The organism is Mycolicibacterium austroafricanum (assembly GCF_902705885.1).
GTDB classification, from domain to species: Bacteria; Actinomycetota; Actinomycetes; order Mycobacteriales; family Mycobacteriaceae; genus Mycobacterium; species Mycobacterium vanbaalenii_A.
In genome coordinates, this window is sequence record NZ_CACSIP010000013.1 from 1 (window position 1) to 14,655 (window position 14,655).

General features: G+C 66.3%; 15 protein-coding genes. 12 read left to right on the forward strand and 3 right to left on the reverse strand.

What is annotated here, in order from left to right:
- Positions 1-590 precede the first annotated feature (590 nt).
- Positions 591-1,391, reverse strand: coding sequence for a helix-turn-helix transcriptional regulator (locus tag BEMPMBAN_RS10615; RefSeq protein ID WP_159230351.1), 801 nt, complete (start codon positions 1,389-1,391; stop codon positions 591-593).
- 136 nt (positions 1,392-1,527) lie between these two features.
- On the opposite strand from BEMPMBAN_RS10615, the gene BEMPMBAN_RS10620 reads away from it, so the two are divergent.
- From BEMPMBAN_RS10620 to BEMPMBAN_RS10635, 4 genes are read left to right on the forward strand one after another with little or no spacing between them, the layout of a single operon-like run.
- Complete coding sequence (locus BEMPMBAN_RS10620; RefSeq protein ID WP_159230352.1) at positions 1,528-2,112, forward strand: nuclear transport factor 2 family protein; 585 nt, start codon at positions 1,528-1,530, stop codon at positions 2,110-2,112.
- A 14-nt stretch (positions 2,113-2,126) separates the two neighbouring features.
- Complete coding sequence (locus BEMPMBAN_RS10625; protein ID WP_159230353.1) at positions 2,127-3,122, forward strand: amidohydrolase family protein; 996 nt, start codon at positions 2,127-2,129, stop codon at positions 3,120-3,122.
- Between the two features lie 16 nt (positions 3,123-3,138).
- Positions 3,139-3,846 (forward strand): SDR family oxidoreductase, encoded by a 708-nt coding sequence (locus BEMPMBAN_RS10630; RefSeq protein ID WP_159230354.1) that lies wholly within the window; start codon positions 3,139-3,141, stop codon positions 3,844-3,846.
- On the forward strand, positions 3,843-4,553 hold the full coding sequence (locus tag BEMPMBAN_RS10635) for an SDR family NAD(P)-dependent oxidoreductase (protein WP_159230355.1): 711 nt from the start codon (positions 3,843-3,845) through the stop codon (positions 4,551-4,553). Before BEMPMBAN_RS10630 ends, BEMPMBAN_RS10635 begins: the two co-directional genes overlap by 4 nt.
- 44 nt (positions 4,554-4,597) lie before the next feature.
- Here the strand turns inward: BEMPMBAN_RS10635 and BEMPMBAN_RS10640 are convergent, their stop codons facing one another.
- Positions 4,598-6,895 (reverse strand): ATP-dependent DNA ligase, encoded by a 2,298-nt coding sequence (locus BEMPMBAN_RS10640; protein ID WP_159230356.1) that lies wholly within the window; start codon positions 6,893-6,895, stop codon positions 4,598-4,600.
- Positions 6,896-6,948: 53 nt separating this feature from the next.
- Between BEMPMBAN_RS10640 and BEMPMBAN_RS10645 the strand changes: the two genes are divergently transcribed.
- A complete protein-coding gene (locus tag BEMPMBAN_RS10645; RefSeq protein WP_159230357.1) occupies positions 6,949-7,917 on the forward strand; it encodes a carbohydrate kinase family protein in 969 nt (322 codons plus the stop codon).
- On the forward strand, positions 7,917-8,795 hold the full coding sequence (gene ku, locus BEMPMBAN_RS10650; RefSeq protein ID WP_159230358.1) for a non-homologous end joining protein Ku: 879 nt from the start codon (positions 7,917-7,919) through the stop codon (positions 8,793-8,795). Before BEMPMBAN_RS10645 ends, ku begins: the two co-directional genes overlap by 1 nt.
- Before the next feature lie 53 nt (positions 8,796-8,848).
- Here ku and BEMPMBAN_RS10655 read toward each other — a convergent pair whose 3' ends face one another.
- Complete coding sequence (locus BEMPMBAN_RS10655; RefSeq protein WP_159230359.1) at positions 8,849-9,703, reverse strand: type IV toxin-antitoxin system AbiEi family antitoxin; 855 nt, start codon at positions 9,701-9,703, stop codon at positions 8,849-8,851.
- A 140-nt stretch (positions 9,704-9,843) separates the two neighbouring features.
- Between BEMPMBAN_RS10655 and BEMPMBAN_RS10660 the strand changes: the two genes are divergently transcribed.
- From BEMPMBAN_RS10660 to BEMPMBAN_RS10685, 6 genes are all read left to right on the forward strand, one after another.
- The gene (locus BEMPMBAN_RS10660) at positions 9,844-10,635 is read left to right on the forward strand and encodes an SDR family oxidoreductase (RefSeq protein WP_159230360.1); all 792 of its coding nucleotides are present in this window, start codon (positions 9,844-9,846) and stop codon (positions 10,633-10,635) included.
- A 10-nt stretch (positions 10,636-10,645) separates the two neighbouring features.
- Entirely contained in the window at positions 10,646-11,722 is a 1,077-nt protein-coding gene (locus BEMPMBAN_RS10665; protein ID WP_159230361.1) for an NAD(P)H-dependent amine dehydrogenase family protein, read from the forward strand.
- 25 nt (positions 11,723-11,747) lie between these two features.
- Positions 11,748-11,999, forward strand: coding sequence for a hypothetical protein (locus BEMPMBAN_RS10670; RefSeq protein ID WP_159230362.1), 252 nt, complete (start codon positions 11,748-11,750; stop codon positions 11,997-11,999).
- Positions 12,000-12,034: 35 nt separating this feature from the next.
- Positions 12,035-12,256 carry a hypothetical protein gene (locus BEMPMBAN_RS10675; RefSeq protein WP_159230363.1) on the forward strand — a complete coding sequence of 74 codons (222 nt, stop codon included), beginning with the start codon at positions 12,035-12,037 and terminating at the stop codon, positions 12,254-12,256.
- A gap of 95 nt (positions 12,257-12,351) precedes the next feature.
- Positions 12,352-13,578, forward strand: a complete 1,227-nt coding sequence (locus BEMPMBAN_RS10680) for an Nramp family divalent metal transporter (protein ID WP_159230364.1) — start codon at positions 12,352-12,354, stop codon at positions 13,576-13,578.
- Positions 13,579-14,646: a poly-gamma-glutamate hydrolase family protein gene (locus BEMPMBAN_RS10685; protein WP_159230365.1), complete on the forward strand. Its 1,068-nt coding sequence runs from the start codon at positions 13,579-13,581 to the stop codon at positions 14,644-14,646.
- Positions 14,647-14,655 lie beyond the last annotated feature (9 nt).

A 14,655-nucleotide genomic window follows, 5' to 3' on the forward strand; every position in this document is an offset into this window, starting at 1 on the left:
CAGCACGGGTCAACAGGTCAACATCGCAAGCGGCCACCGCATCAAAGGCAGCCCGCAACGCCGACACCGCCTCCCGCAACTCCGTCCCCGACATAACCCGAACATACATTCGACCACCGACAAAAACGACGGCCTCGTTGCCTCATTGGGATATGCGCGCTTAGGCCCAGCGGATGAGGTTGACGTGGGCAGAGCGCCGAGCATCACCGTGATCACCGCGGCTCGTGATCCAACCGGCGAAGAGGCGTGGTAAGAGTCGGATTCTCGAGGAGTTGTGCGCCAAGACCGGCTGGCACCGCCACCATGCCCGCAGGGCGCTCCTGCGCAGTCCCGGATGGGCCCGACGTCGTCGCTGCACTGACTCACCCTGGGCCGTATGGCGCGGGTCCGTCGCGCGGGGTGTAGAGCATCACCCATTGATCACGCTCGGGATCGTGCAACACCTCACTGTCGAAACTCAGCCAACCGCGGGTCGGGTGGCGCAAGAAACCTCCGGCGCCGAGCTTCCCGCTCTGCGGGGCATCGTCTGCAAATGGATGGAGGAGGCAAGCACTTCTGCCGACCACTAGGACTCCCAGACGTCTGGCGGATCAGCGAACCGCGAGCTGCGCGAGTTTCGCGGCTGCGTCGCTGCCAGGTGCGGCGTGGTAGATCTGCAGGTGCTGGCCGTCCGAATCGGGTATGGGAAATCGGTTGCGGCCCAAATGTAATTCGCCGACTCGCGGATGCTGCAGGTGGCTAGTGCCCGCTGGGCGATATCCGATATCGGCCCGGGACCAGAGCAGCTGGAATCGTTCGCTTCTGGCAGAGAGCTCATCGACGATGGCGTCGAGGCGCGGGTCGGCGGCCTCGCCGCCGGCAATCTGCCGCAGACCGCCCACCACACCCGCGGTCGCCTCGTCCCAGTCCAGGTGCAGTCGACGTTCCGCCGGATCAAGGAACAGCTGTCGCAATAGGTTCTGCCCGGGCGTGAAATTCGGCGAAAGTGCCTGCGCGAGAGGGTTCGATGCGAGGCAGTCCAGGCATCGTCCCGCGACGAACGCGGGCACGGAGAGTTGGTCGAGTAGATTCGACATGTCGTCGCTGACGTGCTCGATGCCGGTGTACGAGTGGCGGTTGCCGCGAGCTAGTTGATGCAGGTGCGCGCTCGCCGCGGCGTCCATGCGAAGCGCCCGAGCCAGTGCATCGAGAATCTGCGGTGACGGATGGGCGTTGCGCCCCTGCTCGATACGTAGGTAGTAGTCGGCGCTGATACCGGCCAGCGCGGCCAGTTCTTCACGTCTCAACCCCTCGACCCGTCGGCGAGGGCCGGGCACCAGTCCGACATCTTCTGGCCGGACCTGGCCACGTCGCAGCCTGAGGTACTCACCGAGCGCATCACCGCTGGTCATTACCTCATCGTAGCCAAGGGTGGGTTTGCCAGTACCCGGGATGACCGGGGCGTACCCAGGCCGATGCCGAACCTCTGAGACTTGATGCAGAGCGCACCCACTGGGTGAACACCAGCGACACAAGGAGGTCCGAGCCATGACCGCCACGGTTACCGATCTGGTCCAGGTCATCGCACGCGAACGGGAAGGACGCGACCGGGGTTGGTGGGACCAGATGGCCAGTTGTTATCACCCCGATTCCCAGGTGCGGTCGATGTGGTTCACCGGAACCGGCCGACAGTTCGCCCTCGCGTCACGCGAGATGGCAGCGCGGGGGGACCACGCCCGACACCGGCTCTCGGTTCCCAGCGTTCACCACCATGGAGAACGTGCGGTGGTGACGATGCCGATGGCGATCGAGCTTCGCATCAAAATCCGAGGCGTTGAAGCCGATCTCGTCAGCTACGCCCGCGGCATCTACCGGATGGAGCGGCGCGACGGCTGGTTCGGAATCTGCGAACTCTCCACAATCTACGAACGCGACACACTGACTCCGGTCGTGCCTGGCGAGGCCATCCCCATCGACCGCCAACGCCTGGCGGCGCAGCCCCCCAGCTATCGGATGCTTGCCTACTACTTCGACGGGCGAGGTTACGACGTCGATCCGGATCTGCCCGGTGACGACAGACCAGAATCGGGCGACGCCTTGCTCGCCGACGCCTTCGACTGGCTCAGGAACTGAGAATTGGAGCTTCCATGCGCACCATCACGCTTGAAGAACACTACGTATCGGGGGCGTTTCTCGAGCTGGCCGGCGTGGATCTCGGGCCTCAGCAGGCGGTCGACATGTCCGCAGCAGCGGTCACCGACTTGGGCGAACTACGGCTGAACGACATGGACGTCGCCGGTATCGACATGCAGGTACTGAGCCACGTGCTACCGACCTTCAACGCGATTCCGGTCGATCGCCAAGCAGAGATCGCGACACGCGCCAACGACCAGGCCGCGGAAGCTGTTGCGGCACATCCTGATCGCTTCGCGGCCTTCGCCGCACTGCCCATGGGTGACACCCCGGCCGCGGTGCACGAATTGGATCGGGCGGTCAGCGAGTTGGGTTTCAAGGGGGCGTTGGTCAACGGCCGCGAAGGCGGACGCTTCCTCGACGATCCGGAACTGTTTCCCATTCTGGAACAGGCTGCGACGCTGCAGGTGCCGCTGTACCTGCATCCCGGCCTGCCATCGGATTCCATCCGGCGCGAGTACTACTCCGGCCTTCCACCCGAGGTGGCGTATGCGTTGGCGGCGCCGGCGTGGGGCTGGCACGCCGAAACCGGGCTGCACCTCTTGCGGCTGATCGCCACCGGCACATTCGATCGGCTCCCCGAATTGCAGATCATCATCGGCCACATGGGCGAGATGCTGCCCTTCATGCTCGACCGGATCGACGCCTACCTCACCCCACCAGCACGCCGAAACGGTGTGCAGCGCAGCATCACCGAAACATTCCGAGGCAATGTCTGGGTCACTACCAGCGGAATGTTCAGTACCGGGCCGCTGCGGCTGTTGATCGACGTCATCGGGATCGACCGCGTGCTGTTCTCCGTGGACTATCCCTTCTGCGCCACCACGCAAGGCCGCGACTTCCTCGACCGACTGCCGATGAGCACCGACGACAAGGCCAAGATCAGCCACCTCAACGCCGAGAAACTACTCAGTATCACGCCTGTACCGGGCGCAACCACAACACAGTAGAAGAGGAGATTCCATCATGACCACAACACTCATCACCGGCGCCAACAAAGGCCTCGGCTACGAGACCGCCCGCCAATTGATCGCGGCCGGTCACACCGTCTACCTCGGCTGCCGAGATGCAACACGCGGGCAAGCGGCCGCTGATCAACTCGGTGCCCGACTGGTCCAGCTCGACGTCACCGATGACGAGTCCGTCACGGCCGCAGCCAGCTTCATCGCTGAACAAGGCGGCCTCGACGTGCTCGTCAACAACGCCGGCATCGAGGGTCGCGGCGAGCACAACTCGATCATCGACGCCGCCGCCGTCACGGCCGACATGGTGCGCGAGGTCTTCGACACCAACGTCTTCGGTGTTGTCCGCGTCACCCACGCCTTCCTGCCGCTGCTGCAACGGTCATCGGCGCCGGTGGTGGTCAACGTCAGTAGCAGCCTCGGTTCCTTGAACCTGGCCGGATCGCCCGAAAGCCCTAACTATCACTACCCGGGGGTGGCCTACCCGGCGTCCAAGTCCGCACTCAACATGATCACCGTGCAGTTCGCCAAGCAGTTCCCGGGCATCCGGATCAACGCCGTCGAGCCCGGTTACACCAACACCGACCTCAACGGGCGCACCGGCACTCAAACTGTCGAAGAAGGCGCACGCATCATCGTCGAGATGGCTCAAACCCCGCCCGACGGACGCACCGGCGGCTATTGCTCCACCCACGGTGAGATCCCCTGGTGACCACCAGGACCCTGATCACCGGCGCCAACAAAGGCCTCGGCTACGAGGCAGCCCGTAGGTTGATCGCCGCGGGCCACACCGTCTACGTCGGCGCCCGAAACCCCGTCCGCGGCCGTGAAGCCGCCGCGCGGATCGGAGCACGCTTCGTCGAAATCGACGTCACCGATGACGCTTCGGTGTCAGCGGCGGCCACGGCCATCGCAGACGACGGCGGGTTGGACGTCTTGATCAACAACGCAGGGGTCGCTGAGCGGACGCCAGCAGGCGAGTATCTGCCGGCCGCCGACGAGACCGCCGATTCGGTCCGGTCGACGTTCGAGACCAATGTGGTCGGTGTGGTGCGGGTGATCCATGCATTCTTGCCGTTGCTGGAGATGTCGAACGCCCCGGTCATCGTCAACGTCAGTAGCGGGTTATCGCTGACGCGTGACCTCATTCGCGGAGACGCACCGGCTCATGCGTTCCCGGGGATCGGCTATCCCGCCTCCAAGGCCGCCCTGAACTCGCTCACCGTTCAATATGCCAAGGCATATCCCGACATCCGGATCAACGCCGCCGGGCCGGGATTCACTGCCACCGACATCAACGGCCACACAGGCACACAATCGGTCGAAGAAGGCGCAGAGATCGTCGTGCGCATGGCTCAGATCAGTCCCGACGGGCCAAGCGGGGGATTCTTCGATCTCCGCGGCTCCATCCCCTGGTAGTGGGGTCTCACGCTGCGCTGCAAGGCGACTGCAAGCTATTACACCTACTCCCAGTTAACCTCGCCAGGCACCTTGTCCGGGCGCAGCCCGCGCCAACTCGGTTGGCGCAGCCGGCCGTCAGATGTCCGCTCGCTGTAGCGGACCTCCCCCACCAACTCCGGCCGCACGAACGTCACGCCCTTGGCATCCTGTCTGGGAAGGTCTGCAGCAAACGGTGATTCGTCGGTTCGCAGCGGTTCGAGCGTCTCCTTCAGAGAGGTCAACTCCTTGTCGGTGAAGCCGGTGCCCACCCTTCCGACGAACTGCAATCCGTCCTCGCCGGGAATGCCCAGCATCAGTGCTCCGAGTCCGCTGGTTCGGCCGCCGGTGCCTTCGCGCCAACCGCCGATCACCACCTCCTGGGTCTTCCAGATCTTGTCCTTGATCCACGACGACGACCGTCGACCCGGCTGATACGTGGAATCGCGCTTCTTGGCGACGACGCCCTCCCACCCCTTCTTCCGGGCGAACTCGAGGGCATCGGGTCCGTCACCGTCCAGTACGTCGGGAACGATCAGACCACCGCCCTCGGCGAGCGCCTCGAGCAACCGCCGGCGGTCGGAATACTTGGCCCGCATCAGCGATCGCCCGTCGAGATGCAGGATGTCGAAGGCCCAGAACTCCACCCGGGTGGAGCGCGCCCGGTTCTGCATCTCGCGGAAACTGGGCACCCCGGACTCGTCGAGAGCGACCGCTTCGCCGTCGAGGATCACGTGATGGTCGGCGAGATCGGCGGCCAGTGCCTGTAGTTGCGGGTACTCGTCGGTGACGTCGCGGCCTCGCCGGGAGCGCAGCGTGAGCCTGCCCCGGTCTGCGTCGACGAGCAACCGGTAGCCGTCCCACTTTCCCTCGAACGCCCACTGGGCGGATTTGAGTCGCTGCACCGAACCTTCCGTGGACAACATGGGGGCGAGATCGGCTGCCGTCGGCCGCTTCTGGTCCTTCATCCGGTGAGCCAGCCAGTTCTTGCCATCGGTCTGGATCAACGCGTAGCGGCCGTTGATCTTCTCGCCGTGCAGCGTCACGATCACCTCGCCGCCCCTGTCGGGCCCGTCCGGTGCGTTGTCGTTGAACTTCTCGGCCTCATACGTGCCGGTGTCCCAGACATGGACCTGCCCGCCTCCGTACTCGCCCTTCGGGATCTCGCCGGCGAAGGTCAAATACTCCATCGGGTGGTCCTCGGTGTGCACGGCGAGGTGGTTGACCGACGGTCTGTCGGGCAGGTTCTTCGGCACCGCCCAGCTGACCAGCACGCCGTCGCGTTCCAGCCGGAAGTCGTAGTGCAGCCGCCGGGCGTGGTGTTCCTGGATGACGAACTTGTCGTTGTTGCCGACGGTGGGCGCCTTGGCAGGAACGGGCTCCGGGGTCTTGGCCCGGTCCCGCATCCCACGGTAGGTGGTCAGGCGATCGGCGACCGGCGCCGACGGATCGAGGTCGGCCAGAAGATCACCATCGGAGTCCAAGCGGTCGAGCACCTCGTCGAAGGTCAGATGGCGCAGCTCCGGATCGTCGATCTCGTCCCACGTCCGTGGTGCGGCAACGGTCGGATGATCGCGTCCCCGAAGCGAATACGGTGCGATCGTGGTCTTGTTGCCGTTGTTCTGGCTCCAGTCGACGAACACCTTGCCTGCCCGCAGGCTCTTGGTCATCGTCGCGGTGACCTGCTTGGGCATGGCCTGCTCCAGCTGCTGGGCGACCCTCTTGGCGAGCAGCGATGCCCCGCGAGAGCTGATCGGGTCCTGCAGCGGCACATACAGATGCAGGCCCTTGCTTCCACTCGTCAGCGGGAAGGTCCGCAGGCCGATGTCGGTGATCAGGGCCCGCACCTCGTGGGCGACCTCGCAGAGTTGGCGCATCGTGACACCCTCTCCGGGGTCGAGGTCGAACACGATGCGCGTCGCCGGTCCAACCGTATTTTTGCCCGCCCGCCCCCCGGCCGCCTCGACAAACCGCCACTGCGGCACATGCACCTCCAACGCCGCCTGCTGAGCGATCCAGGCCAGCCCTTCGACGGTGTCGATGACCGGATAGGTGGTGGTGCCCGACCTGTGCGCAATGGTGGCGCGGTCCAGCCAGTCAGGGGCCGAGGACGCCAGTTGCTTCTCGAAGAACGACGCCTGCTCCACCCCGTTTGGCCAGCGTTTGCGCGTCACCGCCCGGCCGGCGATGTGGGGCAGCATCGCCTCGGCCACACCGACGTAGTAGTCGAACACGTGGCCTTTGGTGGTGCCGGTAGCCGGGTACAGCACCTTGTCCGGGTTGGTCAGCTTCACCCGGCCGTAGCGGTCCACCCCTTCCGGCATGAGTCCACGGTATAAGGCTCGGCCCCTGGCGCAGTGCCGGTAGCGTCGGGTCGGTGAGGGCACTGGTCATCGGTGAAGCGCTGATAGACATCGTCGAGCGAGAATCGAGCACGGCACGGGAGGCCACCGAGCACGTCGGTGGCAGTCCGCTCAATGTCGCGGTCGGGCTGGCCCGGCTGGGTCGCGAGGTCGACTTTCTCACCCACATCGGAACCGACGAGCGTGGACGGCGAATCATCGACTACGTCGAATCAGCTGGTGCGCAACTCGTTCCGGGCAGCAACACTGCCTCGCGCACCCCTACCGCGCGGGCCACCGTCGACCGGGCGGGCTCGGCGACGTACACCTTCGACATCGACTGGCAACTGTCAGGGACGCCCGAGGTGGCGCCTCCTCTGGTCCTGCACACCGGCTCGATCGCCGCGGTGCTGGAACCCGGCTGCCTGGCCACCGCGGCGCTGGTGGACACCTACCATCTGTCGGCGACGTGCACGTTCGATCCGAATGTCCGGTCGGCACTGATCGACGACGCCGATTCGGCGAGGGCCCGCATCGACCGGCTCGTCGAACGCGCGGACGTGGTCAAGGCCAGCGACGAGGACCTGCGCTGGATCGATCCGACCCGGCCGCCGGAAGAGGTCGCCACCGGGTGGCTCGCTCTGGGACCGTCGATCGTCGTGGTGACGACCGGTAGCGGCGGGGCGGTCGCGATGTGTGCGGCCGGCACCGCACGGGTACCTGCTTTCGATGTGGACGTGGCGGACACCGTGGGCGCAGGTGATGCGTTCATGACCGGGTTGATCGATGCGCTGTGGTCGCAGGACCTACTCGGCGCCGACCGCCGTCCCCGCCTGGCGGCCATCGGGCTGGACGACCTGACACGCGCCGTGCGCGCGGCGGCGACGGCCGCGGCGCTGACCGTGACACGCGAAGGGGCCGACCTGCCCGACCGCGCATCTCTGAGCCGCTTTTCTCCTCGCGTCCGAGGTGAATCGGCCGGTCCGTCGGACATACTGGGCTGATGCGATCCATCTGGAAGGGTTCGATCGCCTTCGGGCTGGTTAACGTGCCGGTGAAGGTGTACACCGCCACCGAGGACCACGACATCAAGTTCCACCAGGTCCACGCCAAGGACAACGGCCGCATCCGCTACAAGCGGGTCTGCGAGGTGTGCGGTGAGGTGGTCGAGTACCGCGACATCGCCCGCGCCTACGACTCGGACGATGGTCAGACTGTGATCATCACCGACGACGACATCTCCACGCTGCCCGAGGAACGCAGTCGTGAGATCGAGGTACTCGAGTTCGTGCCTGCCGGCGATCTCGATCCGATGATGTATGACCGCAGCTACTTTCTGGAGCCCGACGGTAAATCGTCGAAGTCCTATGTGCTGCTTGCGAAGACGCTGATGGAGACCGATCGGGTCGCCATCGTGAACTTCGCGCTTCGCAACAAGACCCGGCTGGCGGCCCTGCGGGTCAAGGACTTCAGCAAGCGCGACGTGATGATGATCCACACGCTGTTATGGCCTGACGAGATCCGTGATCCCGACTTCCCGGTGCTGGACAAGGAAGTCGAAGTCAAGCCGGCCGAACTGAAAATGGCCAGCCAGGTCGTCGACTCGATGACCGACGACTTCAACCCCGACCGGTACCACGACGACTACCAGGAACATCTACGCGAACTGGTCCAGGCGAAGCTCGAAGGTGGCGAGGCGTTCACCACCGAGGAGGAGCCCCAGGAACTCGACGAGACCGAAGACGTCTCCGACCTGCTCGCCAAACTCGAGGCCAGCGTGAAGGCACGCAACCAGCAGGGTGACACGAAGGCCCCAGCCAAGAAGGCGGCGAAAAAGGCCGCGGCAAAGAAAACTCCGGCGAAGAAGGCCGCCAAGAAGTAGGCGCAGCTGCCGACTTCTGCGTAATGGTTGCCGGGCCGGGCATCTGACGACCTTCATGCAGATCTCGGCATCGTCCAGCCCCGCCGAGCCAGCGCTGATCGCACGCGGTGCAGGATGAAGGACCGGCTGTGTTCCGCCACCACCTTGATATCGATCCAGCCCTGGCTTTCGATGAACTCCGATCGGCCGATATCGCGGACGTACCGCCGCCGCTGGGCGCTGTGATGGGCTCCCTCGTAGTCCAGCCCGACCTTCGGTTCTTCGTAGCCGAGGTCGAGGAAAGCCTCGTTGCAGCCATCACTGACCCGCACCTGCGTCGACGGAACGGGAAGACCGTCGTCGATGAGCATGAGCCGCAGCCGGGTCTCCCGCGGCGACTGCGCACCGGCATCCATCAGCGCCAGCGCCGCCCGCGCCCGTCGCACACCACGTGCTCCGCGATACCGGTTAGCGATCTCCAGCGCCTCGGCGGCGGTGACGCCGGTAGCGCCCGCCAGCGAGTCCAGGTGGGCGACGGCGAGGTCGCGCGGAAGATGGCGCGCGAGATCGAGTGCGGTGCGCGCCGGAGTGGTCACCGCCATATCGCCGATCACCGTGTATTCGTCTTCGGCGATTCGCTCTTCGCGCACGATGACGCCGGATCGCGGCCTGGTGTGTTCGGCGATGAGCTCGACCGGCGTGTCGACGTCGACCCACTTCGCTCCGAGTACTGCAGCGGCCACCCTGCCCGCGATGATGCCGCGCCGACCGGACCACAACCAGGCCGCCTGCGCGTTGCCGAGCACACTGGCCGCCGCACCGTTGGGAACGTAAACCCCGGGCTGCACCGCCCGGTAGTTCCAGCGCAGCTGGCCGCGTGTCAGCCTGCCGTCGGCGACGGCCTCGGCGCCCAGGAACGGATACCGCATGCCGCTGATACTCGGGCGGGCAACCGACAAAACCGGGCGCAGTAGCCCACTTCTGCACCCTGGCTGTGGATAACCCTGCGCCACTGCCATCACGCCGAAACCGCGACAAACTAGAACAGGTTCTTGTTACGGTGGCCCGCGTGATTCTGGACAGATTCCGACTCGACGACCGAGTGGCAGTGGTGACCGGAGCGGGCAGGGGTCTCGGCGCCGCCATGGCCCTCGCGTTCGCCGAAGCCGGCGCAGACGTGCTGATCGCAGCTCGCACTCAAGCCCAGCTCGAGGAGGTCGCCGAGCAGATCGGCAACGCCGGGCGCCGTGCTCACATCGTCGTCGCCGACCTGGCCCGCCCAGAAGACACGGCAGCCCTCGCGGCGCAGGCCGTCGAGGCGTTCGGCAAACTAGACATCGTCGTCAACAACGTCGGCGGCACCATGCCCAACGCACTTCTGGACACCTCGACCAAGGACCTGCGCGACGCCTTCGCGTTCAACGTGGCGACCGCCCACGCGCTGACCACCGCTGCGGTGCCACTGATGTTGGAGCATTCCGGTGGCGGCAGCGTCATCAACATCACCTCGACGATGGCTCGGGCCGCCGGGCGCGGTTTTGCCGCCTACGGCACCGCGAAGGCTGCGCTGGCGCACTACACGCGGCTGTCGGCGCTCGACCTCGCACCGCGCATCAGGGTCAACGCCATCGCACCCGGGTCGATCCTCACCTCGGCACTTGACATCGTGGCCAGCAACGACGACCTGCGTACCCCGATGGAGCAGGCCACCCCGATGCGCCGGCTCGGCGACCCACTCGACATCGCCGCCGCGGCGGTCTATCTGGCCTCGCCGGCGGGGAGCTATCTGACCGGCAAGACCCTCGAGGTCGACGGCGGCCTCACCTTCCCCAACCTCGAGTTGCCCATCCCAGACCTGTGAGGACCCAGACATGGCCATCAAAGTCGCTGCCATCGGCACCGGAAACGTCGGCAGGCACGCGCTGACCCAACTGATCACCGACCCGCGATTCGAGCTCACCGCGGTCTGGGTGTCCTCGGAGGCCAAAGCCGGCAAGGATGCGGCCGAACTTGCGGGACTGCAGGATTCGACGGGCGTGCTCGCCACCACCGACCTGGACGCGGTGTTGGCGACGAATCCGTCGTGTGCGGTCTACACCGCGATGGCCGACAACCGGCTGACCGAGGCGCTCGAGGACTACCGGCGCATCCTGGCAGCCGGTGTCAACGTCGTCGGCAGCGCCGCGGTCTTCCTGCAGTACCCGTGGCAGGTGCTCCCCGACGAGATGGTCACACCCATCGAGGACGCGGCCAAGGCCGGAAACGCGAGCATCTTCGTGAACGGCATCGATCCGGGCTTCGCCAACGACCTGCTGCCGATGGCGCTGGCCGGCACGTGCCAGAGCGTCCAGCAGATCCGCTGCATGGAGATCATCAACTACGACACCTACGACAGCGCGACGGTGATGTTCGACGTCATGGGCTTCGGCGGCAGCCTCGACGACACCCCGATGCTGCTGCAGCCCGGCGTGCTGAGCCTGGCGTGGGGTTCGGTGGTACGACAGTTGGCGGCCGGCCTGGGCATCGAACTCGACGAGGTGACCGAGACCCACGTCCGGGTCCCCGCACCGGAGGACTTCGACATCGCCGCCGGCCGGATCGCCAAGGGCACCACCGCCGCAATGCGGTTCGAGGTGCGCGGCATGAAAGACGGCGAGGTCGCGGTCGTCCTCGAACACGTGACCCGGCTGCGCGACGACCTGTGTCCGGACTGGCCACAGCCCGCCCAACAGGGCGGCTCCTATCGGATCGAGATCACCGGCGAACCCTCCTACGCTCTCGACCTGTGCCTGAACAGCCCGAACGGTGACCACAACCACGCCGGTCTGGTGGCCACGGCGGCGCGTGTGGTCAACGCCATCCCTGCCGTGTTGAGCGCTCCGGCGGGAATCGTCACCGCGCTCGACTTGCCTCCCATAACTGGCAAGGGGCTGTACGCTAAGCGATAACCCACGCTGGAAGGATCTGAAGAACATGAAGTCTCGCCTCAGCACCCTCGCCGCTTTCCTGGTCGCCGGCGGTGCGTCCGTGGCGATTGCTGCCGCACCAGCCGCACTCGCCCAGCCGAACTGCGTCGAGACCGGCCAGGGTGGCGGCTATCAGGGCGGCTCGACCACCGTGTGCCAGTCACCCGGCAACGCCCAGATCGATTCGCGGCCAAGCGTTCTCGCGCCCAACGTCGACCAGGGGATGTTCCCGTGGGGCATGGGGATGTTCATCCTCTGACGAGGACGGACAGACACCACAGCGAGTAGCCGGTCATGAGAATACTTGCACTGGCCGCGGCCGGAGCCGCCCTCGCCATCTGCGGCGCGCCCAGCGCTGCCGCAGCACCCGAATGCACTGACGTCGGGGCGACGATGACGTTCTGTGAGACCAACGGCAGCACGCAACTGACCACCACCCCGCCGCCGTGGAATTACGGCGGCTGGCAGGGCATCGGGTTCTGGCCGCTCGTCGGCGGCTTCGGCATCGGCGACTGACACCGCCGCGCCGTCCGCGGCGCACATTGGCCCATCGCGAAGGTTTCGTTTACCCTAACTTTTCTGTTCGTCGAACCGGATAGAAGAGGGGTGTGGTGACGCGAGACCTCCGTCCACGGACGCGGCCCGGCTTGCTGTTGCTCGGACCCGCGTTCGTCGCATCGATCGCCTACGTCGACCCCGGCAACGTCGCCGCCAACGTCAGCGCCGGAGCACAGTTCGGCTTCCTGCTCGTCTGGGTGATCGTCGTCGCCAACCTGATGGCGGTTCTCGTCCAGTACCTGTCGGCGAAGCTCGGGCTGGTGACCGGCCTCTCGCTGCCGGAAGCCGTCGGGGCGCGGATGGGGCGACCCAGCCGCCTGGCGTACTGGATGCAGGCCGAATTGGTGGCCATGGCAACAGATCTCGCCGAAGTGGTGGGCGGCGCGATAGCCCTGTATCTGCTGTTCGACCTGCCGCTGCTGGTCGGCGGCGTGATCACCGGCGCGGTGTCGTTGCTGCTTTTGATGGTGAAGGACCGCCGCGGTCAGCAGACCTTCGAGCGGGTCATCACCGGCCTGCTGCTCATCATCGCGATCGGCTTCCTGACCAGCCTGGTGGCCGCGCCTCCACCGGTCGACGACGCCGCGGCCGGCCTGATACCGCGGTTCGACGGCGCGGAGAGCATTCTGCTGGCGGCGGCGATGCTCGGCGCCACCGTGATGCCCCATGCGGTGTATCTGCATTCCGGTCTGGCCCGCGACCGTCACGGTCATGAGCCGCCCGGCCCGGCCCGGCGGCGACTGCTGCGCGCGACGCGCTGGGATGTCGGCATCGCCATGTTGCTCGCCGGCGCGGTGAACCTGTCGATGTTGCTGGTCGCCGCCACCAATCTGCAGGGTATCGAGAACACCGATTCCATCGAGGGCGCCCATCAAGCAGTGCAGGACGCGCTCGGATACACCGTGGCGCTGTTGTTCGCGATCGGCCTGCTGGCCTCCGGCCTCGCGTCCTCGTCGGTGGGCGCCTACGCCGGGGCGATGATCATGCAGGGGTTGCTGCGCCGCTCGGTGCCGCTGTTGACCCGCCGACTGGTCACGCTGTTGCCGGCCCTGGCGATCCTTGCCGTCGGCGTCGACCCGAGTCGGGCACTGGTGTTGTCGCAGGTCGTGCTGTCCTTCGGGATACCGTTCGCACTCATCCCGCTGGTACGGCTGACCGCGAACGCGACTTTGATGGGCGGCGACATCAACCATCGCGTCACCACAGCTCTGGGCTGGACGGTTGCGGGAGTCATTAGTCTTCTGAACGTGGTCCTGATCTATCTGACGCTGACGGGCTGAGTGGCAGCCCGGCACATCTACTTCGCGTACGGGTCCAACCTGTGCGTGCGGCAGATGGCGCAGCGATGCCCCGATGCGACCGATCCGCAGCCTGCGACACTCGCCGACCACGACTGGCTGATCAACGAGCGCGGCGTGGCCACCGTCGAACCGTTCACCGGCAGCGAGGTCCACGGCGTCATCTGGCAGGTGTCCGACCGCGACCTGGCCACCCTCGACAGCGCCGAGGGGGTGCCGCTGCGCTACCGCCGGGACCGGCTCACCGTGGCCACCGGGAACGGCTTCTCGCCGGCCTGGGTCTACATCGACCACCGCGTCGAACCGGGGCCGCCCAGGCCCGGGTATCTGGAACGCATTCTCGACGGCGCCCGCCACCACGGTCTACCGCACCGCTGGATCGCGTTTCTGGAACGCTGGGACCCGGCACGCTGGCCGCAGCGCAGGGACCACTCCGATACCGCTGCGCCACAGACGCTTTCAGAGTTGCTCTCCGACCCGGCGGTCACCGAGGACAGCACGCTGCGGTCCAGGTTCGGGTTCCTGGCCATCCACGGCGGCGGGCTGGAGCAGATGACCGACGTCATCGCCGAACGCGCCGCCGACGCCGCAGGCGCATCGCTGTATGTGGTCCGCCATCCCGATCACTATCCACACCACCTTCCGTCGGCGCTCTACCGCCGCGACGAGTCGCCACGGCTCGCCGAGTTCCTCGACCACGTCGACGTGGCGGTGTCGTTGCACGGCTACGGCCGGTTGGGTCGCAGCACCCACCTGCTGGCCGGCGGGCGGCACCGCGAACTGGCCGAGCACCTCGCTCACCACGTTGACATCCCGGGCTACCGGGTGATCACCGACCTCGACGCGATCCCGCGGGAACTCCGGGGACTGCACCCCGACAACCCGGTCAACCGGATCCGCGGCGGTGGCGCCCAGCTGGAATTGCCGGCCCGGGTACGCGGCATCAGCCCCCGCAGCGCCATGCCCGGCGACGACGGTCTGTCGCCGGCCACTTCGGCGTTGGTGCAGGGACTGGCGCAGGGTGCCCGATCCTGGAAACCCCGTTTGTGACGTTAGCTA

Bases quoted from the DNA above. Each gene is read 5' to 3' on its own strand.
- BEMPMBAN_RS10675 (WP_159230363.1), top strand. From the start codon at position 12,035: ATGAGAATACTTGCACTGGCCGCGGCCGGAGCCGCCCTCGCCATCTGC.
- BEMPMBAN_RS10625 (WP_159230353.1), top strand. From the start codon at position 2,127: ATGCGCACCATCACGCTTGAAGAACACTACGTATCGGGGGCGTTTCTC.
- ku (WP_159230358.1), top strand. From the start codon at position 7,917: ATGCGATCCATCTGGAAGGGTTCGATCGCCTTCGGGCTGGTTAACGTG.
- BEMPMBAN_RS10630 (WP_159230354.1), top strand. From the start codon at position 3,139: ATGACCACAACACTCATCACCGGCGCCAACAAAGGCCTCGGCTACGAG.
- BEMPMBAN_RS10620 (WP_159230352.1), top strand. From the start codon at position 1,528: ATGACCGCCACGGTTACCGATCTGGTCCAGGTCATCGCACGCGAACGG.
- BEMPMBAN_RS10665 (WP_159230361.1), top strand. From the start codon at position 10,646: ATGGCCATCAAAGTCGCTGCCATCGGCACCGGAAACGTCGGCAGGCAC.
- BEMPMBAN_RS10670 (WP_159230362.1), top strand. From the start codon at position 11,748: ATGAAGTCTCGCCTCAGCACCCTCGCCGCTTTCCTGGTCGCCGGCGGT.
- BEMPMBAN_RS10655 (WP_159230359.1), bottom strand. From the start codon at position 9,703: ATGCGGTATCCGTTCCTGGGCGCCGAGGCCGTCGCCGACGGCAGGCTG.
- BEMPMBAN_RS10640 (WP_159230356.1), bottom strand. From the start codon at position 6,895: ATGCCGGAAGGGGTGGACCGCTACGGCCGGGTGAAGCTGACCAACCCG.
- BEMPMBAN_RS10615 (WP_159230351.1), bottom strand. From the start codon at position 1,391: ATGACCAGCGGTGATGCGCTCGGTGAGTACCTCAGGCTGCGACGTGGC.